The organism is Pannonibacter phragmitetus (genome assembly GCF_050510895.1).
Taxonomy (GTDB): domain Bacteria; phylum Pseudomonadota; class Alphaproteobacteria; order Rhizobiales; family Stappiaceae; genus Pannonibacter; species Pannonibacter phragmitetus_B.
This window is the reverse complement of record NZ_JBNINT010000001.1, coordinates 1,579,297-1,603,257: the sequence shown is the minus strand read 5'-3', so window position 1 is coordinate 1,603,257 and position 23,961 is coordinate 1,579,297. Positions and strand designations below refer to the sequence as shown.

The window sequence follows — 23,961 nt, the reverse complement described above, 5'->3', positions numbered from 1 at the left end:
AGTCTGCCGGACGGCGGCTTCAACCGCTCGGCAGACCAAAGGCGTGGGAGATGCCGGACAGCTGCGTCTGCTGCAGCCATCCGGCACAACACCGGGCGAGATGAGCCAGGCTTACTTTGTCAGCCAGACCTGGAATGCGGCTTCCACCTCATCCTGGTTGTCGGCCCACCACTCAATGTTGTTGACCAGATAGTTCTTCTGGTTTTCCGGGTTGGTCGGCATGTGCGGAGCCATCTCGATGCCCAGCTCTTCATGCTTGCCGACAAGCGGCTGCGAGGAGGCGCGGGCCGGGCCATAAGAGATGTACTTCGCCTGATCGGCCAGACGCTGGGTGTCGGTGGCGAACTTGATGTATTCCTTGATCAGCGGCAGCTTGTCTTCCGGCACATCAGCGGGAATGATCCAGCCGTCGAAGTCAAAGACCTGCCAGTCCCACAGCATGGCAACCGGCTGCTTCTGCTCTTCGATCACCGAGAACAGGCGGCCATTGTAAGTGGAGCCGAAGACGGCCTCTCCATCAGCCAGGCGCTGGGGCGTCTCGGCACCAGCCGACCACCAGATCACGTCCTTCTTGATGGTGTCGAGCTTGGCGAGCGCCTTCTGCAGGCCTTCCGGAGTGGACAGAACCGTGTAGAGATCCTCCTTGGCCACGCCGTCACACAGCAGCGCCCACTCAAGGTTCTTCTTCGGGCGCTTTTCAAGGCTGCGCTTGCCCGGGAAGTTCTCCGTATCGAAGATATCGCACAGGCTGGTGGGCACCTTGCCGTTCCAGGCGGCCACATCCGTGCGGTAGCCGAAGGTGGTGGAGAAGACGATCTGCGGAATGAAGCACTTGTTGATCAACGACGGGCCAAAGTCCTTGGTCGCCGGGCTGCCATCGGGCGCAGCAGCCAGCCATTCGTCAAAGTCGATTTCCATGGCCAGGCCTTCGTCGCACAGGCGCTGGCTGTCCGGACCTTCCACGTCGACCACGTCCCAGGTCACATTGCCTGCCTCGCTCATGGCGCGCAGCTTGGCGACAGCCTCGTTGGACGATTCATCATTGATGATGTTCACGTCCTTGCGCATTTCCATGAAGGGCTTGTGATAGGCGTTGTTCTGCGACGCAGAATAGGCGCCACCCCAGGAAACGATCGTCAGATCTGCGGCGCTGGCTGCGCCAGCCGACAGAACAATGGCCGAAGCCATAAGTGTGCTTGCCAGTTTCATTAGTGCTGCTCCCCTTTTTTGAGCATTGGGCCGTTCTCCGGCCGATCAGGTTCAGGCTGTTCCGCCTGCCCGTATATTACGCAACGGCATCCAGTGCCTTGCAATCCTTCTTCGCCCAACCGATCGGCACGGTGCTGCCGGTCTCAAGCTGGCGCCGGTCGGCGCGATTGCGAACCTTGACGATAAACTCGCTGTTGCCGCAGACCGTCATGCGCACGCGGATATGGTCGCCGAGGTAGATCAGTTCCTCGATCCGGCCCTGCAACATGTTGTCCATCGGCTTCTCTGGCGCGAGCTCGACGCGCTCCGGCCGCAGCGACACGGTGGTGAAATCGCCGGTGCCGCCCACGTTCACCTTGTCCGCCACAAGCCGGGTGCCGTCGGGCAGCATCACTTCGCATGAGCCATTGTCCACCGAAGCCACGGTGCCATTGAGCTTGTTGTTTTCGCCGATAAACTGCGCCACGAAGGAATTCTGCGGCTCCTCGTAAAGCATGTCCGGCGTGGAAAGCTGCTGGATGATACCGTCATTGAACACGGCCACCCGGTCGGACATGGTGAGAGCTTCGGTCTGGTCGTGGGTCACATAGACCACGGTGACACCGAGGTTCTCATGGATGTGCTTGATTTCATATTGCATCTGCTCACGCAGCTGCTTGTCGAGCGCGCCCAGAGGCTCATCCATCAGCACCAGCTCCGGATCGAAGACCAGTGCCCGCGCCACGGCCACGCGCTGCTGCTGGCCACCGGAGAGCTGGGCCGGACGGCGCGCGCCGAGCTTGCCCAGTTCCACCATCTCCAGTGCCCGCTTGACCTTCTCCTCCTGCTCCGCCCTGGAAATCCCGCGCACCTGCAGCGGAAAGGCCAGATTCTCGGCAACTGTCATATGCGGAAAGAGCGCATAGTTCTGAAACACCATACCGATGCCCCGCTTATGCGGAGGCACCTTATTGATTGGCTTGTCGTTCAGAAATATTTCACCGTGAGTTGCAGGCTCAAACCCGGCAAGCATCATGAGACATGTTGTCTTCCCGGACCCGGAGGGCCCGAGCATCGTGAGAAACTCCCCGGAGGAATGTCCAGATTTAGATTTTTGACGACGAGACTTTCACCGTCATAGCTTTTCTGGACGCTCTCGTAACGGACTGATGCCCCTCGATTTTTCGCCATCTGTTCCCCAATTGCGATGCGGGCGGCTTTTTATTTTATGCCGCTCACGCATTTGTTGCCAGAAGCATGTCCCGGCAGTCCCCGTCGTGATGACCTCTTGAACCGTCATCGTGAACGCTAGGAAAGCAAAAAAATGGAGACAACAAAAGGGGGCAATTGGAATTTTTTGAACGTTTTTTATTCAGGCCAGGCGTCAATATTTGCGCACACCCAATAATGTCGGAAAATTTTTCCCAAGGTAAGGACTTTACGGACCGAACCATTCCGGAGCCGCTGAAGTTCTGGAGGATTTCCCCTGAGGCTGCTGCCTGAGGAAAAGGCAGAGAAAATCATCTCCTAGCCTGCACATGAAAGCATCAGCCACGGGCAAACTGCTGCAAGTCTCAAAACGCCATTCACCAGCCTGAATGCGACACCGCAATCGGGCCGTTGTCCCGGTTTTCCGAGAAAGCAGCTGCCCGCCGACGCAGCGCAACGCTTGCCCGGCCGACGCGGTGCGGCTTAAATGAAGCCCTTGGGCGGAAGCTCTGAAAGGACACTGGATTCCCCGTCATGCAGCACGAACATGGCACTTCCGCCCTCCGGCAAGCGGTCATTGCTACGGCACGGGCACTTGTCACCCGCGGCCTGACGCGCGGCACCTCGGGAAACGTAAGTGCCCGCTGCGAGGGCGGCTTCCTCATCACTCCATCCGGCCGGGCCTATGACAGCCTGACACTTGAGGACATTGTCTTCATGGACATGGAGGGCTGCTATCATGGTAGCATTCTACCCTCCTCCGAGTGGCGGATGCACCTCGACATCTACACCGCCCATCCGGATGCAGGAGCCGTGGTGCACAGCCACTCCCCCGGGCAACGGCGCTGGCATGCCTGCGCCGGCCCATTCCACCGTTCCACTATATGATTGCCATTGCGGGCGGTGATCACATCGCCTGCTCGGCCTACGCCACATTCGGCACCCGCGCCTTGTCTGAAGCCATGCTTGAGGCGCTCGGCCCCCGCCGCGCCTGCCTTCTCGCCAATCACGGCCAGATCGCCTACGGCCGGGACCTGCCGAAGACGCTCGCCCTCGCTGAAGGTGTTGAGGAACTGGCCGACCAATATCTGTCTGCCCTCTCCTGCGGCGAGCCCGTGCTGCTGCCTGCCGAAGAGATTGAGCTGAATATCAGGAAGTTCAAGAACTACGGCAAGCAGCCGGAAGACCTTGACCCGGATGCGGGCGATGCCTTTGAAATGCCGCTGCAGCGCGCCTGAGGTGGCATTGCAGTGCGGAAGAATGAAGACGGGAACACTCATGCGGCTTGGAATTGACTGGGGCGGCACAAAAATGGAAATCATCGCGCTGGATGACGGCGGGGTGGAGCTTTACCGCGAACGGGTGCCAACGCCGCGTGATGACTACGCCGGCTGCATCGAGGCCGTGGCCCTGCTGGTCGCCAATGCCGAAAGGGCAACAGGCCGCACCGGCACGCTGGGCCTCGGCATTCCCGGCTCCATCTCACCGGGTACCGGCCTCGTCAAGAACGCCAATTCCACCTGGATGAACGGCATGCCGCTCGACAAGGATCTGGAGGCCCGTCTTGGCCGTCCGGTCCGTATCCAGAATGATGCGAACTGCCTCGCCGTCTCCGAGGCGACGGACGGCGCGGGCGCGGGCGCGCATTTCGTGCATGCCATCATCATCGGCACCGGCTGCGGTTCAGGGATCGCCATTGATGGCAAGGCACATCGCGGTGCCAATGGCATCGGCGGCGAATGGGGCGCCATCCCCGTGCCGTGGATGAAGAAAGAAGAATATCCCGGCCCCGAATGCTGGACTGGCCACCGCGGCACAATCGACCGCTGGTGCTCGGGCACGGGCCTTGCCCTTGACTACCGCATGGCAACGGGCCGGGACCTTAAGGGCCACGAAATCATCGCCGCCAAACGGGCCGGGGAAGCCGAGGCCACCGCGTCTTATGAACGCTATGTCAGCCGCCTCGCCCGTGCCATGGCCATGTCCGCCAATCTCCTGGACCCGGATGTCTTCGTGCTCGGCGGCGGCATGTCCAATGTGGACGAGCTTTACACCGACCTGCCCCCCGCCATGGCACCCTATATCTTCTCCGACACTTACAGCGTGCCGATCCGCAAGGCCGTTCACGGCGACAGTTCCGGCGTGCGCGGCGCGGCCTGGCTGTGGAACGATTGAAGGCTGAAAACGCCCCTGCCTGATGTCCCGGCTGATGCGAGGCGGAATTCCGGGACGGCAAGATTGGCAAGCAAGGTTGAGAGATCCTCAGGCCGCGCTCTGGGGTGCGTCAGGCACAAGCCGCACCAGACAAATAGTCCCATCACCACCCAGCAACAGCGGCGCGTCTTTTTCATCCGCAATGACAAGACAATCGCGCGGCTGAAGCGTCTCTCTGCCGCTCTTGGTCAAGGTAACGGTGACACGGCCTGACACGCAGACCAGCGCGATCGTTTCTCCTGATGCAGGGCCGGAGCATTCGAGACCTCTGCCCTCTTCTAGCATCAACCGCTCCATGGAGTGACGGAAAGCCCCGCGCCGGGTCATGACGTTGAAATCCAGCACCGGGCCATCGATGAGCCGGCCAGTCACGGGAGCCCCGCCGTCGAAGCTGGTGAAGGCGCCGGGGGTATCAAGAACGGCCTCGCCGCCTGCGCCCAAATCGAGCCTGATGCCCGCCCCGTCCACCAGCGCCAGCGTCCGGTCGATGCCGGTGAAGGCAGAGAACGGGCCATCGCTGCCGACCTCCGCCATCGAAAGCCGCCAGCCGAAATCCTCAAGCCCTGCCCCTTCCGGGAAAACGGCGAGTTCATGCGTGACGCCGCCGCCGTTCTTCCAGGGCATGGCCCGCGCTATGCCCCAGCGGATGAGCTGCACCGCCATCAGAACATCACCTTGGGCAGGAAGGTGCCGATTTGCGGCACAAACCAGATGAGCGCCATGGCGAGGATCTGCAGCAGGATGAAAGGCACGACGCCCTGATAGATCATGCCCGTGGTGACTTCCTTGGGCGCAGCGCCGCGCAGATAGAACAGGGAGAAGCCGAAGGGCGGTGTCAGGAATGAGCTTTGCAGGTTGATGGCGATCAGCACCGCCAGCCACACCGGATCATGCCCCATCAGGATCAGCGGCGGGATCAGCAGCGGCAGCAGGATGACGGCGATTTCCACGAAATCGAGGAAGAAGCCGAGCACGAAGATGAAGGCCATGGCAAAGATCAGCGCGCCCGTGGGTCCGCCCGGCATGGAGGCCAGAATATCCGCCACCCGGTGCTCGCCGCCAAGGCCGACGAAGACCAGCGAGAAGAAGGACGCCATCAGGATGGTGGCGAAGATCATTGACGTGACCACCATGGTCTGGGTCAGCGCCGGGATAAGCGTGCGGGCGGCAAAGGATTGGCGCAGCGACATGGCGACGGCGGCAAGGCCGGTCAGGGCGAGGAGCGCATAGACACCGGCAACGGCATATTCCAGCAGCCCGGCATCCGAGCGCTGCAGCCGCACAGGATAATACCCAGCAGCAAGCACCAGCAGGAACAGCGCAATGGCACCGCCGAGGATCAGCCGCTTCGGACCGCCCTGCTTGTAACCGGCCAGCAGAATGGCACCAACTGCGCCCACGGATGCAGCCTCGTTTGGTGAGGCAACGCCGAAGAGCACGGCGCCCAGCACCGCGACGATGAGGATGACGGCAGGCAGGATCGCGCCCATCACCTCGCCGCGTGTGGCCTTGCGGTCCAGCTCCTTCATGGCAGGCGCATCGCCCGGCACCAGCCAAGCGCGCAGAAGCACATAGCCGATGTAGAGCGCCACAAGCAGCAGCCCCGGCACAAGCGCGGCGGCAAAGGTCTGACCGACGGAGATGGTCTCGATGGAGAACTTGCCCTGCTTGTATTGCGCCTGCTGAAAGGCCGAGGACATGACATCGGCGAGAATGATCAAGAGCGTTGAGGGCGGGATGATCTGGCCGAGCGTGCCCGAAGCGCAGATAAGGCCCGCCGACAGGCGCGGATTGTAGCCATTGCGCAGCATCGCCGGCAGGGCAATCATGCCCATGGCGACCACCGTTGCCCCGACGATGCCGGTGGAGGCCGCCAGCAGCGCCCCGACCAGCACCACGGACACGCCAAGCCCGCCGCGCATGGTGCCGAACAGGCGGCCCATGGTCTCCAGCAGGTCTTCGGCAATCCGGCTTTTCTCCAGGATCACGCCCATCAGCACGAAGAGCGGAATGGCGGTCAGCACCGGATTGGTGAGCACCGCAAAGAAGCGCTGGCCGAGCGCACCCATCAGCGACAGGTTGAAATCACCCAGCGCGAAGCCGAGCAGCGCAAAGCCCGTGGCCACACCGGCAATAGTGAAGGCAACTGGATAGCCGAGCAGAATGAAACCGATCAGCGCGGCGAACATCAGGATATCGAGCGGCATCACGCGGCACTCCGCAGCTTGAGGCAGTCACGCAGGAAGGCCGCGCAGCCCTGAAGGAGCAGCAGGATGCAGAACACCGGAATGAGGCTCTTCAACAGGAAGGATGCAGGAATGCCGCCTACGGAAATAGGACCTTCGAGAATGGACCAGGAGCGCAAGATACCAGGCCAGGAATAGACCAGCAGCATCACAAGAGACGCCCCCAGCAGCACCACATGGCCGAACAGGTCGATCACCGCCTGTCCGCGTGCCGTCATGCGTGCGTAGTAGATGTCCACCCGCACATGGCCATTGACCATCAGCGTGTAGCCCGCTCCCAGCATGAAAACGCTGGCATGCAGATAAAGCACGCCTTCGTTGAGGAAGATCGAGCTGTAGCCGAACACATAGCGCAGCAGCACGATGACGAACTGCAGCAGCACCATTGCCAGCGCAAACCAGATCGTCACTGCGCCGACGGCCTTGCTGAACCCGTCCAGCACATTGGCAAGCCGTTCCATTCCCCTTCATCCCCTGCTGCTGCGGACGTTTGCCGCCCTGGTCATATTTGTTTTCGCTTCACAACACTGTTCAAACCCGCTCGGACTTGAGGGTTCTATCCGGGAAAGTGACCCGTCCGCCCCCTTGAGGGTGGTGTTTACAACGGATTGCCAGTCAGACTCCAACTCCTCTCCCCCTTGAGGGGGAGAGGGATGCTGCGGCACTTTGGAAACGCCCCGGCGCGGCTTTTACCCCGCGCCGGAGGAGATGGCTCAGCCGTAGTTGTAGTCGAGGCCGCGGGCGTTCATCTGACCGGCGTCCGCATAGGGCATGTATTCGACCATCAGCTTGCGGTACTCAAGGAAGCTCTCGGTGATCTTGCGCACCAGCTCGTCATCGCTTTCGCGCAGTTCCTTGACCACTTCGCCCATGGCATTACCCATGGCGATGACGATCTCGTCCGGCAGCTTGCGCACGGTGACGCCCTGGTTGGCGGTCAGCTCGCGCAAAGCCATGGCGTGCTTGGTGTTGTATTCGGTGAGCACCGGATTGTAGAGGCTTTCAGCCGCATAGGCGACCGCCTGCTTCAGGTCATCCGGCAGTGCATCCCAAGCCTTCATGTTGACGGCGCATTCTTCCGCCGAGCCCGGCTCGCCAACACCCGGCGCGTAATAGTTCTTGGCCACCTGCTGCAGGCCAAGGGCGCTGTCAGACCACGGGCCGATGAATTCGCCCGCGTCCAGCGCGCCGGACTGCAGCGCCTGGAACATGGCCGGTCCCGACATGGCTTCCACCGCCATGCCCAGCTTGGCGCAGACTTCCGAGTTGAGGCCGGTGGTGCGGTACTTCAGACCCTTGAGGTCATCCACCGTCTTGATTTCATTGCGGAACCAGCCGAACCACTGCGGACCGGAGTTGCCGCACAGGAACGGCTTCAGGCCGAAGCGGCCATACATCTCGTCATAGAGCGCCTGACCGCCGCCCTGCATCAGCCAGCCGATCTGCTCGATGGCAGTGAGGCCCAGCGGCTGGGAACCGAACAGCAGGATGCCCTTGGACTTGGAGCCCCAGTAAGCCGGAACCGCGTGGTAAATCTCCGCGGTGCCTTCAGCTACGGCGTCGAACACGCCGGGACCTGGGACAATTTCACCGGCCGCGAAAAGTTCAACCTCCAGACGCCCGCCCGAAAGGGCGGTGATGCGGTCTGCCAGCATCTGGGCAGCAACGCCCGGCCCCGGCAAGTTCTTCGGCCATGCGGTAACCATGCGCCACTTGGTGATACCCTGAGCGATGGCCGGGGTGGCAAGGGCTGCGCCCGTCGCCGTTGCCGCCGCACCGATGCCCGCTGCCTTGAGGAAATCGCGTCTTTGCATGTTCAGTTCTCCATCCTGCTGATTCCACTCGTGAATTGCCTGCTTCTGTTTATTCTCAATCTTTCAGGATAGCAGGCAGGTTAAGTCCGTTCTCGCGGGCGCAATCAAGGGCGATCTCGTAGCCCGCATCCGCGTGGCGCATGACGCCGGTTGCCGGGTCGTTCCACAGCACATTGGCGATGCGCCGGTCAGCAGCTTCCGTGCCGTCGCAGCAGATCACCATGCCGGAATGCTGCGAAAAGCCCATGCCGACGCCGCCGCCGTGATGCAGCGACACCCAGGTGGCTCCGCTCGCAGTGTTGAGCAGCGCGTTCAGAAGCGGCCAGTCGGACACTGCGTCCGAACCGTCCTTCATGGCTTCCGTCTCGCGGTTGGGCGAGGCAACGGAGCCTGAATCAAGATGATCGCGCCCGATGACGATGGGCGCCTTCAGCTCACCGTTGCGCACCATTTCATTGAAGGCAAGGCCGAGCTTATGGCGCAGGCCAAGCCCCACCCAGCAGATGCGAGCCGGCAGCCCCTGGAAGGCAATGCGCTCACGCGCCATGTCCAGCCAGTTGTGCAGGTGAGCATCGTCCGGGATCAGCTCCTTCACCTTCTGGTCGGTCTTGTAGATATCTTCCGGGTCTCCCGACAGCGCGCACCAGCGGAACGGCCCGACACCGCGGCAGAACAGCGGGCGGATGTAGGCGGGCACGAAACCGGGGAAGGCGAAGGCATTCTCCAGCCCCTCGTCCTTGGCCACCTGACGGATGTTGTTGCCATAGTCGAGGGTCGGCACACCGGCGTTCCAGAAGTCCACCATCGCCTCCACATGCACCCGCATGGAGGCACGCGCCGCCTTTTCGACGGCCTTGGGGTCGCTCTCCTGTTTGGCGCGCCATTCGGCAACGCTCCAGCCGGAAGGCAGATAGCCGTGCACCGGGTCATGCGCCGAGGTCTGGTCCGTAACGATATCCGGGCGCGGGCCGCCCGCCTTCATGCGGGCGACGAGTTCCGGGAACACATCCGCCGCATTGCCGATCAGCGCCACGGACTTCGCCTCGCCTGCCTTGGTCCAGCGGTCGATCATCGCCAGCGCCTCGTCCAGCGAATGGGTCTTTTCGTCCACATAGCGGGTACGAATGCGGAAGTCGGCGCGGGTCTCGTCGCATTCCACCGCAAGGCAGCAGGCACCGGCCATGACAGCGGCCAGCGGCTGCGCCCCGCCCATGCCGCCGAGGCCGCCGGTCAGGATCCACTTGCCCTTGAGATTGCCGCCATAGTGCTGGCGCCCGGCCTCCACGAAGGTCTCATAGGTGCCCTGCACGATGCCTTGCGTGCCGATATAGATCCAAGAGCCGGCGGTCATCTGGCCGTACATGGCCAGTCCCTTCTTGTCGAGTTCGTTGAAATGGTCCCAGGTGGCCCAGTGCGGCACAAGGTTGGAATTGGCAATCAGCACACGCGGCGCATCCGCATGGGTGCGGAACACGCCAACCGGCTTGCCAGACTGCACCAGCAGCGTCTCGTTGTCTTCCAGCGCCTTCAGCGCCGCGACGATGCGGTCAAAATCATCCCAGGTGCGCGCCGCACGGCCAATGCCACCATAGACCACCAGCGCATGCGGGTTTTCGGCCACATCCGGGTGCAGGTTGTTCATCAGCATGCGCAAGGGCGCTTCGGTCAGCCAGCTTTTGGCATTGAGCGTGGTGCCGGTGGGCGGGAAAATATCACGCTGGTTATGGCGGGGATTGGTCATGTTTCCTCTCCGGATCATGTTATTTCATTGGATTTGCAACAAACAGGAAGGTCTGCGGCTTCAGCCGCGCCAGCTGCCTGAAGCGATGGTTTCGAGAATGCTCTTCAAAATGGGCCGCAGCCGCCCTGCCCGCGCCTCGTCATAGGCGTAAGGCGGCAGTTCGGAGGCCAGATGCGTTGACTGTGCCAGCTCCATCTGGATGGCGTGGAAGCCTTCCTCCGGCCGGCCATAGTGGCGTGTCGTCCAGCCGCCCTTGAAGCGGCCATTGACCACGCTTCGGTAGCCCTCCGCCCCACGGCAGATAGAGGCCACGGCCTCTGCCATCGCAGGCGCGCAGGATGTGCCCTCCACCGTGCCGATGTTGAAGTCCGGCAGCGTGCCTTCAAATAAGAACGGAATGTTGGAGCGGATCGAGTGGCAGTCATAGAGCACGGCAAAGCCATGAATGGCGTGTACGCGGCGCAACTCTGCCTCCAGCGCTGCATGATAGGGCGCGTGGAAGGCCAACCGCCGGCGTTCGATCCCATCCGCATCGGGGGCTTCCTGCCAGATGTTCCCGCCGTCAAAGTCCGTCAGCGGTACAAGGCCGGTGGTGTTCTGCCCCGGATAGAGGCTTGCGCCATCCGGCGGGCGGTTTGCGTCGATGACATAGCGGTGAAAGGTGGCGGCAACGGTGGTTGCGCCCGGCAGAAGTCCGGCATAGAGCCGGTCCACGTGCCAGTCCGTGTCACTCAGCACAAGCCCGCGCGCATTCAGCTTTGCCCGGATGTCTGCCGGAACATAAGTGCCCGAATGCGGCAGCCCCAGAACCACCGGGCTGTCCCCGCGCTCCACCGTCACGGGCGATGCCGGAACGGCCTGATTATCCTGCGTCATCTGCGTTCAATCCTTCCCTGCGACCGTTCGATCCGTTCATCTGTTTTTCGTTTTGGCCACTGCTAACGGCACGCTCTCCACCACCCGCAGCCCCCCTAAGGCCGGAAATCCCCGATCTCTGCCGCCGCAATGAATGCGCCGCTCCGCACCAAGACGGCGGCGGCTTCGATATCCGGGGCCAGGTAGCGGTCTTCCCTCAGCGCAGGCGCATGGCCGCGCAGCATGGCAATGACGGCGTCGAGCCGCGCCGAGGTCTTCAGCGGGGCGCGGAACCCGATGCCCTGCGCTGCACACAGCGCTTCAACGCCGAGGATGACCGACAGATTTTCGTTCATCCGCAGCAGCCGTCTTGCGCCATGGGCTGCCATGGACACATGGTCTTCCTGATTGGCAGAGGTCGGCGTTGAATCCGTCGAGCACGGGGTCGCCAGATGCTTGTTTTCGCTCATCAGCGCCGCTGTCGTCACTTCGGCGATCATGTAGCCCGAGTTCAGCCCCGGCTCTGGCGTCAGGAACGGCGGCAGATCATGGCTGAGCGTCGGATCCACCATCAGCGCCACGCGCCGCTGGGCAATCGCACCAATTTCGGCTACGGCCAGCGCGATCTGGTCCGCCGCAAAGGCAACCGGCTCGGCATGGAAGTTGCCGCCCGAAACAATGCGCCCCTCCCCCAGCACCAGCGGATTGTCGGTCACCGCATTCGCTTCGGTTTCCAGCGTTCCGGCAGCAAAGCGCAGGAGATCAACTGACGCGCCCAGCACCTGCGGCTGGCAGCGGATGCAATATGGGTCCTGCACGCGCGTGTCGCCTTCCCGGTGACTTTCGCGGATGGCAGAACCTTCCATCAGCGCCCGCATGCGCTCGGCCACCTCGATCTGGCCGCGATGGCCGCGCAGAGTGTGGATTTCCGGCTGAAGCGGCGCGGTGGAGCCCATGATGGCATCGGTGGACAGGGCCGAAATGACCATGGACGAGGCCGCATTGGCCCATGCACCAAACAGGCCGATAAGCGCGAGCGCGGTGGAGAACTGGGTGCCGTTGATCAGCGCCAGCCCTTCCTTAGGCCCAAGAACCACGGGCTTCAGACCTGCCCGCTTCAGCGCCTCGCCGCCCGGCAGGCGTTCGCCCTCGTAAATGGCCTCGCCGGCACCGATCATTGCCGCCGTCATGTGAGCGAGCGGGGCCAGGTCACCGGAGGCACCGACGGAACCCTGCGACGGCACGACAGGCGTCACACCCTTGTCGAGCATGTCCTCGATGAGGGCGATCACCTCCCAGCGCACGCCCGAGGCACCGCGCCCGAGGCTGAGCAGCTTCAGCACCATCATCAGCCGTGTGGCAGCCCGGTCCAGCGGCTCGCCGACGCCGCAGCAATGGGACAAGATGAGATTGCGCTGCAGCGTTGCCGTATCCTTGGCCGCGATCTTCACTGACGCGAGCTTGCCGAAACCGGTGTTGACACCATAGACGCCCACATCCCCTGCAGCAGCGGCTGCGATGAAAGCACTGGCGGCTTCCACGGCGGGACGGGCCGATGGGGCGAGACGGGCGGGCAACTCCTCCCGCCAGAGCTGTTCCAGCTGCTCCAGCGTGGTCTTGCCGGGCGTAAGCACGAGGGTCATTCCGAGCCTCCGAAAATACGGGCATGAAGGGGATTGAAGCCAAAGCGGTAGGCGAGTTCCGCCGGGCTCTCGGCATTCCAGATGGCAAGATCGGCGCGAAGACCGGGTGCAATGCGCCCACAGTCCGAAAGCCCGAGCGCCCGCGCCGCATTGACTGTGACGCCGCGCAGCGCTTCTTCCACGGTGAGGCGGAAGAAGGTGCAGCCCATGTTCATGGTCAGCAGCAGAGAGGTCAGCGGCGAAGTGCCGGGGTTGCAATCCGTCGCCAGCGCCATCGGCACCCCATGGGCACGGAAGGCAGCAACAGGCGGCACTTGCGTTTCGCGGATGGCGTAGAAGGCACCGGGCAGCAGCACTGCCACCGTACCGGAGTGGGCAAGCGCCGCCGCATCGTCATCGGTCGCATATTCAACGTGATCGGCAGAAAGCGCGCCATAGTCCGCTGCCAGTTTCGTGCCGCCCAGATGCGACAGCTGCTCCGCATGCAGCTTCACAGGCAGGCCGAGGCGGCGGGCCTCATCAAAGACCTTGCGCATGGAGGCGACGGAAAAGGCGATGCCCTCGCAGAAGCCATCCACCGCATCCACCAGCCCCTCGGACGCCGCACGGCGCAGACCCGGAAGGCAGACCTCATCGAGATAGGCATCCTCGCGGCCCTTGTACTCGGGCGGCAAGGCATGGGCACCGAGATAGGTGGTGCGCACCCGCACCTTGCGTTCGCTCGCAAGGCGCCGTGCAGCACGAAGCATCTTCAGCTCGGTTTCGATGTCGAGGCCATAGCCGGACTTGATCTCCACCACGGCGGCGCCTTCGGCCAGCAGCGCATCAAGGCGCGGCAACGCAGAGGCCACAAGCTCCGCCTCGCTGGCGGAACGGGTGGCAGACACAGACGAGACGATGCCGCCACCGGCGCGGGCGATCTCCTCATAGCTCGCCCCCTCCAGCCGCATCTCGAATTCCCGCGCCCGGTGGCTGCCGTGGATGAGATGGGTGTGGCAGTCGATGAAAGCCGGGGTCACCAGACGCCCCTCAAGATCATGGCGCGCATGACCGGAGAAAGCTGCAGGCAGATCTCGCTTCCGCCCCCGCCCATTCGATACTGCCATCGCGGATCGCAACGGCACCGCGTTCGACAAGGCCATAGCCGCCGGTCTCCGGCAGGGTGACAAGCCTTGCGTTGGAAAGAAGGGCCGGACCGTGAAGTTCCATCTTGGTTTCCCCTGAAGTTCGGATTATTTATGTATGTACATAATACCCCTGTCAATCAGCAAAGGCGGCGAAAGAATGAGCAGCGCAAAAGCGGAGAAGCTCCGGCAAGCGGTGGAAACCCTTTCCTCGCAGCACAGGTTTTGTGGGCAGAGCAGGCACTTTTGCCTAATGGCTGGGCAAGCGGCGTGACTGTGCATATTTCCGCTGATGGCAAGGTGAGCCATGTGGCCGCAGGAACGCAACCGGAGCCGGAGGCCATGCGCCTGGGCCTGCTGCTGCCCGCACCTGCCAACCTGCATTCCCACGCATTCCAGCGCGCCATGGCGGGATTGACCGAACGGCGGGGACCTGATCCGAGGGACAGTTTCTGGACATGGCGCCAGCTCATGTACCGCTTTCTCGACCAGCTGACGCCGGAAGACGTGGAAGCGATTGCGGCCTTCGTGCAGATGGAGATGCTGGAGGCGGGTTACGCCACCAACGTGGAATTCCACTATCTGCATCACCAGCCGGGCGGAGAGCCCTATGCAGATCTTGCCGAAATGTCGGCCCGCATCGCGGCGGCGGCGGCCACGTCCGGCATCGGCCTGACGCTGCTGCCGGTTCTCTATCAGTATGGCGGCTGCGACAGGCGGGCACTGGGACCCGGACAGATCCGCTTCGGCAACGACATAGACCGCTTCGCCAAGCTGCTTGACGGCGCAGAGACGGCCTTGCGCGCCCTGCCCGCCGATGCACGCACCGGCGTTGCCCCGCACAGCCTGCGGGCGGTGTCTGCCGACGACCTTTCCCGCGCTGCCGCCTTGCGCCCGCATGCGCCGCTGCACATGCATCTGGCCGAACAGGTTGCCGAAGTGGAAGAAGTGAAGGCCCATCGCGGTGCAAGGCCGGTGGAATGGCTTCTGGCGAGATCAGCCCGTCGATGAACGCTGGTGCCTGATCCATTGCACTCAGATGGAAGAGGCCGAAACGCTGGGGCTTGCTGCAACGGGCGCCGTCGCGGGCCTTTGCCCCATCACCGAGTCCAGCCTTGGTGACGGCATCTTTGACGGCGTGCGCTTTACGGCGGCAGGAGGACGCTTTGGCATTGGATCGGACAGCAACATCCGTATTTCCCTCACAGAAGAGCTGCGCACCCTCGACTATTCCCAGCGCTTGCGCGACCGCTCGCGTGCAGCCCTCGCCACGGCGGAGCGCTCGACAGGCCGGGTATTGATCGAGGAGACAATCCGGGGCGGCGCACAGGCGGCCGGGCGCAAGACAGGGAGATTTCCCAAGGCTTTCTTGCTGATCTGCTTGCACTGGACACGGAAGATGCCAACATGCTGGGCCGCAGCGGCGACACGGCTCTCGATAGCTGGATCTTTGCCGGAGACGACCGGATTGTCAGCGACGTCTGGGCTGCGGGCCGGCATATGGTCAAGGGCGGACGTCACGTGGCGCGGGACAGTATCCGCCAAGCCTACATGCGGACCATCCGCAAGCTGAAAGACGCCTGAAAATGTCTGACGCGAAAACCGGACACGGGGAATGAGCAAGGCAGATGCGAACAGGCCGGGCGCTGGCTCCGGTCAGATCACATGGCAATCCATTCAGGCAGAGGCGCTGCGGCGCATTCATGACCGGGAATGGGCACCGGGCAGTCTGATTCCGCATGAGGAGGAGCTTGCGGCCGAGTTCGGCTGCGCGCGCGCCACTGTCAACCGGGCCCTCCGGGAACTTGCCATCCTCGGCATGCTGGAGCGCCGCCGCAAGGCCGGAACGCGGGTCCCGATCAATCCAGTGCGCCGCGCCACATTCCAGATCCCCGTCATCCGGCAGGATGTAGAGGCCAAAGGCATGGACTATGCCTATCAGCGGCTGACACTCGGCACCAAGCCCCTGCCCTCGGCCATTGCGCAAGCCCTGTCACTAGAGCCCGGAACACCTTGCCTGCATGTCACCTCGCTTCATATGGCGGACGGCAAACCCTATTGCCAGGAAGACCGCTGGATCAACCCGGCGGTCGAAGGCGCCGGTGCACAGGATTTCGTGGCCATCAGCCCAAATGAATGGCTGGTGCATAACATTCCCTTCTCGCGTGGTGGCATCGACTTCTCCGCCACCAGCGCGAGTCCGATCCTCGCCGACATGCTTCACTGCAAGCCGGGCGAGGCTCTCTTCGTCATGGAGCGCACCACCTTCTCCGGCGCCATGCCCGTCACCGCCGTGCGGCTGACCTACGCACCCGGGCACAAGGTCAGCACGGCGATCTGAGGGCAGCGCAAAGATCAGAGCGTCAGCGCGTCGCCCGCCTTCGGCGCCTTCACCGTTCCCGCCTTGGCCCCCATGGCGGCGATGAATCCGTCTGCCGACTGATCGACCATCGGGAACGAGGCATAGTGGCACGGAATGATGGTCTCAAAGTCAAAGAAGCGGCTGCAGGCGAGCGCGGCGGCCTTTGCGCCCATGGTGAAGCGGTCTCCAATCGGCACAATGCCGATTTTCGGCTGATGCAGCTCGTTGATCAGCGCCATGTCGCCGAAGATATCCGTGTCACCCATGTGATAGAGCACCTTCTCACCGGGCGCTGCGAGGACGATGCCATGCGGATTGCCCATGTATTTGAGGCCATCCCCATCCTGACTGGTCGCGGAGGAGTGGATCGCCTGTGTCAGACCGGCCTTGAACGGCCCCACATCGACCATGCCGCCGGAATTCATCGGATTGATATTGGAAATGCCCTGGCCCGACAGCCACATGCAGATCTCGAAGTTGGCCGTCACCTGCGCCCCGCTCGCCTTGGCAATCGTGACCGTGTCGCCGATGTGATCGTCATGGCCGTGGGTCAGCAGGATGTGGGTCACGCCGGCGCTGGCTTCCTCAACCGTCATTCCGGCCGGAAAGCCGGGGTTTCCGGTGAAGAACGGGTCGATGAGGATCACTGCATCCTTCACTTCGATGCGGAAGGCGGAATGTCCAAGCCAGGTCAGTTTCATTGCAATGCTCCAGACAGAAGGCGGCCCCGGACGGGACCCAGGATCGGCAGGGACGCATGGGCTGCCCTTCGCAAGCGAAAGCCAAGCCTCAACGCGTCATCAAGCCGGAATATAAGCTGCCCCGCCCGCACAGCAACCCACGCCATGACGGCGCAAGTCCCTGGAACACTGTCTCCGCCGCCTTACCGCTTGCCGAAAGCCCTTCGCTGTGCGAGCACTTGCGCCTTGCGGCGGCAGGTCCGGCCTGACTGTGTCTCCGGCAACTATCCTTGATGAAGCAGCAACGGCCCCATGACCCAGAACTTCTCACAGGACAACAGCTCACAGGGCACCAGCTCACAGGGCACCGGCCCCGCCGCCCCGGCTGCGCAGAAGCCGTTGCACAGCGCAGTCATTGCCGGTCAGCTGGAAAATGAGATCATCGCCGGTGAGCTGAAGGCCGGGAGCAAGCTGGACGAAATTGCCTTGGCCGAACGCTTCGGCGTTTCCCGCACCCCCGTGCGTGAGGCACTGCACATCCTCGCCTCCCGTCATCTGGCCGAGCGCGTGCCCTATCGCGGCGTGATTGTCGCCACGATTACCCGCGAGCGCATCGACCAGCTGTTCGAGGCCATGGGTGAGATCGAGGCGACGTGCGGGCGCCTTGCCGCCGAACGGATGACCATGAGCGAGCGGGCGGCGCTGGAGACCTTGCATCTCGATATGGTGGAAATGGCCGAAGCATCGCGCCATGAGGCCTATGAAGACGGTAACACCCGTTTCCACACGCTCATTTTCGAGGGCACCCACAATGACGAGCTGATCCAGATCGCACATAGCCTGCGGCTGAAGCTTGCTCCCTTCCGCCGCTCGCAGCTGCGGGCAGCTGCACGCATGAAGAAATCCAACCAGGAGCATGCACTGATCGTCGGTGCCATCATCGAAAGAAACGCGAAGGAAGCCGAGCGCACCCTGCGCCGCCATCTCGTCAGCGCGGCAAGGGCCGTACTGGAACATATGACCTAGCGCAGTCAGATACTTCTGACGGAGTTCTCACACCTCAAGCCAGAAAGACCGCCCGGAGCCGGCATATAGTTCCCTGTATAAATTCATTTTTTACATATAATTATGCCTGAAACTTAATGTCATCTGTCAGCAGGTTTCTCCCAGGCACGACAGGCGTCTTCCTCTGGCTTTGAGGCACGGCACCTGATACACGCCAGTTTATGGCACACGACCCCGCGCTTCCGCTTGAAGACTTCATCGCCACTGTCGCCCCCGGCAGCCGGCTGATCGGCCTCGACCTTGGCACCAAGACCATTGGGCTGGCCCTGTCGGACATTGGCCGGGGTATTGCCACTCCGCTGGAGACGATCCGGCGCGAGAAGTTCACGCTGGATGCGCAGAAGCTGCTGGGCATCTGCGAAAAGCAGGGCGTGGGCGGGCTGGTCATCGGTCTGCCGCTGAACATGGATGGCAGCGAGGGGCCGCGTGTGCAGGCAACCCGCGCCTTCGTGCGCAATCTGGCGGAAAAGACGCCCCTGCCCATAGCCTACTGGGACGAACGCCTCTCCACCGCAGCCGTTACGCGCACGCTCATCGAGGCAGACCGCAGCCGCGCCCGGCGGGCGGAACTCGTCGACAAGATGGCCGCCGCCTACATTCTGCAAGGCTTCCTTGACCGGCTGGGCCACCTTCAGATGGCGCAGGAAAAGCCCCGGCGCACCTTTACCATCATTGATGATGCAGACTGACGGCCGCCTTCCATGCTGATGACGCTGAGCGCCCTTCTGCCTGTCATTCTGGTCATTGCCTGCGGCTATGGCGTGGCACGCGCAGGCCTCATCACCGGCGATCAGTGGCGCGGCATCGAGCGGCTGGCCTATTACGTCCTGTTCCCTGCCGTGCTGTTCCGCACCATTGCGACTGTCGATTTCTCGAAGCTGCCAACCTTTGGCATGGGTTTCTCACTGGTGGGAGCCATTTTGACGCTGGCTGCGCTGCTGCTGGTGATACGCCTGCCGCTGGAGCGGGTATGGGGCATTCCCGGCCCGCGCTTCACCTCGATCTTTCAGGGTACCTTGCGCTGGAATGCGATGATCGCGCTGGCCATTGCCGGCAGCGTCGTGGGAGAAGACGGGCTGGCCATGCTGGCCATCGCCATGGTGTTCATGATCCCGCTGCTGAATGTACTCAGCATTCTTGTGCTGTCGCATTATGCCAGCGGCATTCCGCCAGGCGCGGCCAAGATTTGCAAGGATCTGGCGCTCAATCCGTTCATCGTCTCGATTGCGGCAGGCATCGCCGTCAATCTGACAGGTCTGCCCCTGCCGGACGCGGTCGAGTCCACATTGGCCATTCTCGGCAGCGCATCCCTGCCAATCGGTATCATCTGTGTCGGCGCGAGCCTTGACCTTTCCTCATTGCGCCGCCCTGGCCCAGCTCTTGCGCTCGGCACCTTCCTGCGCCCACTGCTGATGCCGCTGGCGGCCTATGGCTTCACTTTGCTCTTCGGCGTCACAGGCACCCCGCAGCTGGTGGTGATCATCGCCAGCGCAGTGCCAACGGCCAGCAACGCCTATATCCTTGCACGGCAGATGGGCGGCGACGCCAAACTGATGGCGGAAATCATCACACTTCAAACGCTGGCCGCCGCCTTCACGATTCCAGCCGCCCTGCTGATTTTAGGCTGAATGGTCAAGAATTAGCGGCGCATGTGGACAGGCGGCACAGAAGCGCCTGCAAAGCCATTCCGCGCTTGTAGACTCGCGGAACAAGCCCTATCCAGTTCATTCGATGAGCGCACAAGAAAACCATCGAGCAGGCCTTTTCCCCCATCGTCATTTGCTGGGCATGGAAGGCCTTCAACCCCAGGACATCCTCGGCCTTCTGGACCGGGCGGATCAGGCTGTTGAAGTCTCCCGCCAGGTTGAAAAGATCCGGCCGGTGCTTCGTGGACGCACCCAGATCAACCTGTTCTTCGAGGCCTCGACGCGGACGCAATCGTCCTTCGAGATCGCGGGCAAGCGCCTTGGCGCGGATGTGATGAACATGCAGGTCTCCGCTTCTTCGGTGAAGAAGGGCGAGACACTGATCGACACAGCCGCAACGCTGAACGCGATGCACCCCGATATCCTCGTCGTGCGCCACCATGCGGCAGGCGCGGTGCATCTGCTGGCACGCAAGGTGGGCTGTTCGGTGATCAACGCCGGTGATGGCCAGCACGAGCACCCGACGCAGGCGCTGCTGGATGCCCTGACCATCCGCCGCCACAAGGGCAAGATCGCCCGGCTGACGGTCGCCATCTGCGGTGACATCCTGCATTCGCGCGTGGCCCGCTCCAACATCATCCTGCTGAATGCGCTCGGCGCGCGGGTACGCGTGGTTGCCCCGTCCACCCTGCTGCCCAGCGGCATTGAACGGATGGGCGTGGAAGTGTTCCGCGACATGAAGGAAGGCCTCAAGGGCGCCGACATCGTCATGATGCTGCGCCTGCAGCGTGAGCGCATGAATGGCGCCTTCATTCCGTCCGTGCGCGAGTATTACCGCTATTACGGGCTTGATGCTGAAAAGCTGGCCTATGCCAAGGAAGATGCGCTCGTCATGCATCCCGGCCCGATGAACCGGGGCGTGGAAATCGACCCGGCCGTGGCCGACGGGCCGCAGAGCCTCATCCGCGAGCAGGTGGAAATGGGCGTGGCCGTGCGCATGGCCGTGCTGGAAGCCCTCGCCGCCCATCTGCCGAACCAGTAGGAGCCTGACCCGTGGCCCAAGACACTCCCAAGCCCCTGGTTCTCAAGAATGCCCGGGTGATTGATCCGGCACGCGGCCTTGATGCGGATGGCAGCGTGATCATCGCCGATGGCACCATTCTGGCTGCCGGCCCCGAAGCCCAGAACCAGGGCGCGCCCTATGGCGCCGAGATCATCGACTGTGACGGCGCCATCGTCGCGCCCGGCCTCATCGACATGTGCGTATCGGTGGGCGAGCCTGGCCACGAGCACCGCGAAACGCTGGCGAGCGCCAGCGAGGCGGCTGCCGCCGGCGGCGTCACCACCATCGTCACCATGCCCGAGACCGATCCGGTGATCGACGATCCGGCGCTGGTGGACTTCATCCTGCGCCGCGCCCGCGACACGGCCGTGGTTAATGTACGGCCCATGGCCGCCCTCACCAAGGGCCTTGCCGGACAGGACATGACAGAGATCGGCCTTTTGCAGGAAGCCGGTGCGGTCGCCTTCACCAACGGCCACAAGTCCGTCCGCAATGCGCAGATCATGCGCCGGATCATGACCTATGCCCGGGACTTCGGCGCGCTGGTCGTGCATCACACGGAAGACCCGGATCTTTCGGGCGGCACGATGAATGCCGGCCTCAATGCCTCGTGGAAGGGCCTGTCCGGCGTGCCGCGTGAGGCCGAAATCATCATGATCGAGCGGGATCTCAGGCTCGTCGGCATGTCCCGCGGGCGCTATCACGCCAATCTCGTTTCCACCTCCGACGGCGCTGCGGCCATCCAGACCGGCAAGGACCGGGGGCTGGACGTGACGGCGGGCGTGTCCATCAACCATCTGACGCAGAACGAGAACGACATCGGCCCCTACCGGACCTTCTTCAAGATGTCGCCGCCCTTGCGCGATGAGAATGACCGCATGGCCATGGTGCAGGCAGTGGCCGAGGGCACCATCGACATCGTCTGCTCCAATCATGACCCGCAGGACGTGGAAACCAAGCGCCACCCCTGGGCGGAAGCCGAGGACGGGGCCATCGGCCTTGAAACCCTGCTGGCAGCCGCCCTGCGGCTGTACCATGCCGGGGATATCGGCCTTCTGCCCCTGTTGCGGGCCATGACACTGAACCCGGCCAACCGGCTGGGCCTTGACGCCGGCCGCCTCACCGCAGGGGCTCCGGCGGACGTGATCGTCTTCGATCTGGACCGGCCCTGGGTGCTGGAAAAGAAGGCCATCCGCTCCCGCTCCAAGAACTCGCCGTTTGAAGATGCGCGTTTCTCGGGCCGGGTGCTCACAACCATTGTTGCAGGCCGCAAGGTCTACGATTACGCTTGACGCAACACCACCGGAGATAAACGCGTGGACACCGCGCTTTCCTTTGATCTTGCCCCGCATCTGATTTTCGCCTCCCTCGCCCTCGGCTATCTGCTGGGCTCGATCCCCTTTGGCCTTGTCATCACCCGTATGGCTGGCCTCGGCGATATTCGGCAAATCGGCTCGGGCAACATTGGCACGACGAATGTGCTTCGCACGGGCCGCAAGTCGCTGGCGGCAGCAACGCTGCTGGGCGATGCACTGAAGGGCACAGTGGCGGTGCTGATCGCGGGCCATTTCTTCGGCCCCTCCGCCGCGATGCTCGCTGGTCTTGCCGCCTTCCTCGGCCACATCTTCCCGGTCTGGCTCGGCTTCAAGGGCGGCAAGGGCGTGGCAACCTATCTGGGCATCCTGCTCGGCCTCAGCTGGCAGGCGGGCGTTGTCTTTGCGCTCAGCTGGATCCTGGCTGCCTATCTCTTCCGCTTCTCTTCGCTGTCGGCCCTGATTGCCAGCCTCATCAGCCCCATCGTGCTGGTGCTTCTGGGCGAGGTGCAGCTCGCTGGTGTCTTTGCGCTGCTCACCGTCTTTCTGTGGGCCAAGCACCACGAAAATATCCGCAGGCTTCTGAGCGGCACGGAATCGAAGATCGGTTCCAAGGCCAAGGCAGCAGCACCCGAAGGGACAGACACACCATCATGAAGACTGGCCCGCAGCCCGGCAGAACGATTGTCCTGAGCGACCGTCAACGTCTCGCCTGGCTGCGGCTGATCCGCTCGGAAAACGTTGGCCCCGCCACGTTCCGCCGCCTGGTCAACCATTGCGGTTCGGCTGAAGCGGCTCTGGAGGCACTGCCCGAACTGTCCCGCCGGGGTGGCAAGAATGCCATACGCATCTGCCCGGCAGCGGATGCAGAGGCTGAGCTTGAAGCTCACGCCCGCGCGGGGGCACGGCTCGTCGCCATGGGCGAGGCAGATTATCCGCCGCACCTGCGCCATATCGACGGCCCGCCACCGCTCATCTCCGTGCGTGGAAACGGCAGCACACTTACCAATCCCAGAGCTTTGGCGATCGTTGGTGCCCGCAACGCCTCGCTGGCAGGCCGCAAGTTTGCAGCACAACTGGCCGGGGAGCTGTCGCAGGCGGGTTTCGCCATCGTCTCCGGCCTTGCCCGCGGCATTGATGCCGCCGCGCATGAGGCCTCCATGGGTTTTGGCACCGTCGCCGTCTTTGCAGGCGGGGTGAATGTGCTCTACCCGCCCGAACATACGAGCCTGCTGGAGCGCCTGCTGGCAGCAGGCGGCAATGCCATCAGCGAAATGCCCTTCGGCTGGAGCCCGCGCGGGCGCGACTTTCCCCGCCGCAACCGCATCATTTCCGGTCTGTCGCTGGCGGTGATCGTGGTGGAAGCGGCCAAGGGGTCCGGCTCGCTGCACACCGCCCGCTTTGCGCTGGAACAGAACCGGGAAATCCTCGCCGTGCCCGGCTCGCCGCTGGACCCACGTTGCGAGGGCTGCAATCACCTGATCCGTCAGGGCGCACAGCTGATCACCTCCACCGCCGACATTCTGGAAGCCATCGGAAACCGCGCCGCCCCCGACCTGCCGCCGGAACTGGACCTTGAAGAGCCTTCCTGGGATGGCCCGGACGGCAACCTGCCGGAAGACAGCGCCCGCGCCCGCCTCATCGAGGCCCTCGGCCCGACGCCGGTGGGCATCGACGAACTCATCCGCGACACCCGCCTCTCCGCCCGCGCCGTGCATGTGATGCTGCTGGAGCTGGAACTGGCCGGCCGTCTGGAGCGCCACTCCGGCCAGAGGGTCAGCCTGACGGGGTAATCGCC

General features: G+C 63.1%; 18 protein-coding genes and 4 pseudogenes. 11 read left to right on the top strand and 11 right to left on the bottom strand.

The window, feature by feature from the left end:
• Positions 1 to 111: 111 nt before the first annotated feature.
• Entirely contained in the window at positions 112 to 1,209 is a 1,098-nt protein-coding gene (locus ACQB61_RS07510) for an extracellular solute-binding protein (protein WP_430512124.1), read from the bottom strand.
• Between the two features lie 76 nt (positions 1,210 to 1,285).
• A pseudogene (locus ACQB61_RS07505) lies at positions 1,286 to 2,379 on the bottom strand (ABC transporter ATP-binding protein).
• A gap of 552 nt (positions 2,380 to 2,931) precedes the next feature.
• On the opposite strand from ACQB61_RS07505, the pseudogene ACQB61_RS07500 reads away from it, so the two are divergent.
• Positions 2,932 to 3,635 (top strand): annotated as a pseudogene (locus ACQB61_RS07500) (class II aldolase/adducin family protein).
• Between the two features lie 40 nt (positions 3,636 to 3,675).
• Positions 3,676 to 4,572, top strand: coding sequence for an ROK family protein (locus tag ACQB61_RS07495; protein WP_430512123.1), 897 nt, complete (start codon positions 3,676 to 3,678; stop codon positions 4,570 to 4,572).
• Positions 4,573 to 4,659: 87 nt separating this feature from the next.
• Here the strand turns inward: ACQB61_RS07495 and ACQB61_RS07490 are convergent, their stop codons facing one another.
• From ACQB61_RS07490 to hutI, 8 genes and pseudogenes are all read right to left on the bottom strand, one after another.
• Positions 4,660 to 5,274: a HutD/Ves family protein gene (locus ACQB61_RS07490; protein WP_430512122.1), complete on the bottom strand. Its 615-nt coding sequence runs from the start codon at positions 5,272 to 5,274 to the stop codon at positions 4,660 to 4,662.
• Positions 5,274 to 6,818: a TRAP transporter large permease gene (locus tag ACQB61_RS07485; protein ID WP_430512121.1), complete on the bottom strand. Its 1,545-nt coding sequence runs from the start codon at positions 6,816 to 6,818 to the stop codon at positions 5,274 to 5,276. Before ACQB61_RS07485 ends, ACQB61_RS07490 begins: the two co-directional genes overlap by 1 nt.
• Positions 6,818 to 7,318 carry a TRAP transporter small permease subunit gene (locus ACQB61_RS07480; RefSeq protein WP_430512120.1) on the bottom strand — a complete coding sequence of 167 codons (501 nt, stop codon included), beginning with the start codon at positions 7,316 to 7,318 and terminating at the stop codon, positions 6,818 to 6,820. Before ACQB61_RS07480 ends, ACQB61_RS07485 begins: the two co-directional genes overlap by 1 nt.
• A 252-nt stretch (positions 7,319 to 7,570) precedes the next feature.
• A complete protein-coding gene (locus ACQB61_RS07475) occupies positions 7,571 to 8,671 on the bottom strand; it encodes a TRAP transporter substrate-binding protein (protein WP_430512119.1) in 1,101 nt (366 codons plus the stop codon).
• A gap of 55 nt (positions 8,672 to 8,726) precedes the next feature.
• Positions 8,727 to 10,412, bottom strand: coding sequence for a urocanate hydratase (gene hutU / locus ACQB61_RS07470; RefSeq protein WP_186393513.1), 1,686 nt, complete (start codon positions 10,410 to 10,412; stop codon positions 8,727 to 8,729).
• Positions 10,413 to 10,472: 60 nt separating this feature from the next.
• A complete protein-coding gene (gene hutG / locus ACQB61_RS07465) occupies positions 10,473 to 11,288 on the bottom strand; it encodes an N-formylglutamate deformylase (protein WP_430512118.1) in 816 nt (271 codons plus the stop codon).
• A 95-nt stretch (positions 11,289 to 11,383) separates the two neighbouring features.
• The gene (hutH, locus tag ACQB61_RS07460) at positions 11,384 to 12,910 is read right to left on the bottom strand and encodes a histidine ammonia-lyase (protein WP_430512117.1); all 1,527 of its coding nucleotides are present in this window, start codon (positions 12,908 to 12,910) and stop codon (positions 11,384 to 11,386) included.
• Positions 12,907 to 14,119, bottom strand: a pseudogene (gene hutI / locus ACQB61_RS07455) (imidazolonepropionase). Before hutI ends, hutH begins: the two are co-directional and overlap by 4 nt.
• A 161-nt stretch (positions 14,120 to 14,280) precedes the next feature.
• Here hutI and ACQB61_RS07450 point away from each other — a divergent pair.
• Both ACQB61_RS07450 and ACQB61_RS07445 read left to right on the top strand, forming a co-directional pair.
• Positions 14,281 to 15,618, top strand: a pseudogene (locus ACQB61_RS07450) (formimidoylglutamate deiminase).
• Positions 15,619 to 15,649: 31 nt separating this feature from the next.
• Positions 15,650 to 16,375 carry a GntR family transcriptional regulator gene (locus tag ACQB61_RS07445; RefSeq protein ID WP_430512116.1) on the top strand — a complete coding sequence of 242 codons (726 nt, stop codon included), beginning with the start codon at positions 15,650 to 15,652 and terminating at the stop codon, positions 16,373 to 16,375.
• A gap of 14 nt (positions 16,376 to 16,389) precedes the next feature.
• Here the strand turns inward: ACQB61_RS07445 and ACQB61_RS07440 are convergent, their stop codons facing one another.
• Positions 16,390 to 17,097: a metal-dependent hydrolase gene (locus ACQB61_RS07440; RefSeq protein WP_430512115.1), complete on the bottom strand. Its 708-nt coding sequence runs from the start codon at positions 17,095 to 17,097 to the stop codon at positions 16,390 to 16,392.
• A 291-nt stretch (positions 17,098 to 17,388) separates the two neighbouring features.
• Here ACQB61_RS07440 and ACQB61_RS07435 point away from each other — a divergent pair, with 291 nt between their 5' ends.
• From ACQB61_RS07435 to dprA, 7 genes are all read left to right on the top strand, one after another.
• Positions 17,389 to 18,102: a GntR family transcriptional regulator gene (locus ACQB61_RS07435; protein ID WP_430512114.1), complete on the top strand. Its 714-nt coding sequence runs from the start codon at positions 17,389 to 17,391 to the stop codon at positions 18,100 to 18,102.
• Positions 18,103 to 18,302: 200 nt separating this feature from the next.
• Positions 18,303 to 18,830, top strand: a complete 528-nt coding sequence (gene ruvX, locus ACQB61_RS07430) for a Holliday junction resolvase RuvX (protein WP_430512113.1) — start codon at positions 18,303 to 18,305, stop codon at positions 18,828 to 18,830.
• A gap of 12 nt (positions 18,831 to 18,842) precedes the next feature.
• On the top strand, positions 18,843 to 19,769 hold the full coding sequence (locus ACQB61_RS07425) for an AEC family transporter (RefSeq protein ID WP_430512112.1): 927 nt from the start codon (positions 18,843 to 18,845) through the stop codon (positions 19,767 to 19,769).
• 103 nt (positions 19,770 to 19,872) lie between these two features.
• A complete protein-coding gene (locus ACQB61_RS07420) occupies positions 19,873 to 20,829 on the top strand; it encodes an aspartate carbamoyltransferase catalytic subunit (RefSeq protein WP_430512111.1) in 957 nt (318 codons plus the stop codon).
• 11 nt (positions 20,830 to 20,840) lie between these two features.
• On the top strand, positions 20,841 to 22,142 hold the full coding sequence (locus ACQB61_RS07415; protein ID WP_430512110.1) for a dihydroorotase: 1,302 nt from the start codon (positions 20,841 to 20,843) through the stop codon (positions 22,140 to 22,142).
• Positions 22,143 to 22,166: 24 nt separating this feature from the next.
• A complete protein-coding gene (plsY, locus tag ACQB61_RS07410) occupies positions 22,167 to 22,820 on the top strand; it encodes a glycerol-3-phosphate 1-O-acyltransferase PlsY (protein WP_430512109.1) in 654 nt (217 codons plus the stop codon).
• A complete protein-coding gene (gene dprA / locus ACQB61_RS07405; RefSeq protein ID WP_430512108.1) occupies positions 22,817 to 23,956 on the top strand; it encodes a DNA-processing protein DprA in 1,140 nt (379 codons plus the stop codon). The genes plsY and dprA overlap by 4 nt, the downstream gene beginning before the upstream one ends.
• Positions 23,957 to 23,961: the final 5 nt, after the last annotated feature.

Coding starts and splice junctions, on each gene's coding strand:
- ACQB61_RS07510 (WP_430512124.1), bottom strand. CDS start 1,209: ATGAAACTGGCAAGCACACTTATGGCTTCGGCCATTGTTCTGTCGGCT.
- ACQB61_RS07495 (WP_430512123.1), top strand. CDS start 3,676: ATGCGGCTTGGAATTGACTGGGGCGGCACAAAAATGGAAATCATCGCG.
- ACQB61_RS07490 (WP_430512122.1), bottom strand. CDS start 5,274: ATGGCGGTGCAGCTCATCCGCTGGGGCATAGCGCGGGCCATGCCCTGG.
- ACQB61_RS07485 (WP_430512121.1), bottom strand. CDS start 6,818: ATGCCGCTCGATATCCTGATGTTCGCCGCGCTGATCGGTTTCATTCTG.
- ACQB61_RS07480 (WP_430512120.1), bottom strand. CDS start 7,318: ATGGAACGGCTTGCCAATGTGCTGGACGGGTTCAGCAAGGCCGTCGGC.
- ACQB61_RS07475 (WP_430512119.1), bottom strand. CDS start 8,671: ATGCAAAGACGCGATTTCCTCAAGGCAGCGGGCATCGGTGCGGCGGCA.
- hutU (WP_186393513.1), bottom strand. CDS start 10,412: ATGACCAATCCCCGCCATAACCAGCGTGATATTTTCCCGCCCACCGGC.
- hutG (WP_430512118.1), bottom strand. CDS start 11,288: ATGACGCAGGATAATCAGGCCGTTCCGGCATCGCCCGTGACGGTGGAG.
- hutH (WP_430512117.1), bottom strand. CDS start 12,910: ATGACCCTCGTGCTTACGCCCGGCAAGACCACGCTGGAGCAGCTGGAA.
- ACQB61_RS07445 (WP_430512116.1), top strand. CDS start 15,650: ATGAGCAAGGCAGATGCGAACAGGCCGGGCGCTGGCTCCGGTCAGATC.
- ACQB61_RS07440 (WP_430512115.1), bottom strand. CDS start 17,097: ATGAAACTGACCTGGCTTGGACATTCCGCCTTCCGCATCGAAGTGAAG.
- ACQB61_RS07435 (WP_430512114.1), top strand. CDS start 17,389: ATGACCCAGAACTTCTCACAGGACAACAGCTCACAGGGCACCAGCTCA.
- ruvX (WP_430512113.1), top strand. CDS start 18,303: ATGGCACACGACCCCGCGCTTCCGCTTGAAGACTTCATCGCCACTGTC.
- ACQB61_RS07425 (WP_430512112.1), top strand. CDS start 18,843: ATGCTGATGACGCTGAGCGCCCTTCTGCCTGTCATTCTGGTCATTGCC.
- ACQB61_RS07420 (WP_430512111.1), top strand. CDS start 19,873: ATGAGCGCACAAGAAAACCATCGAGCAGGCCTTTTCCCCCATCGTCAT.
- dprA (WP_430512108.1), top strand. CDS start 22,817: ATGAAGACTGGCCCGCAGCCCGGCAGAACGATTGTCCTGAGCGACCGT.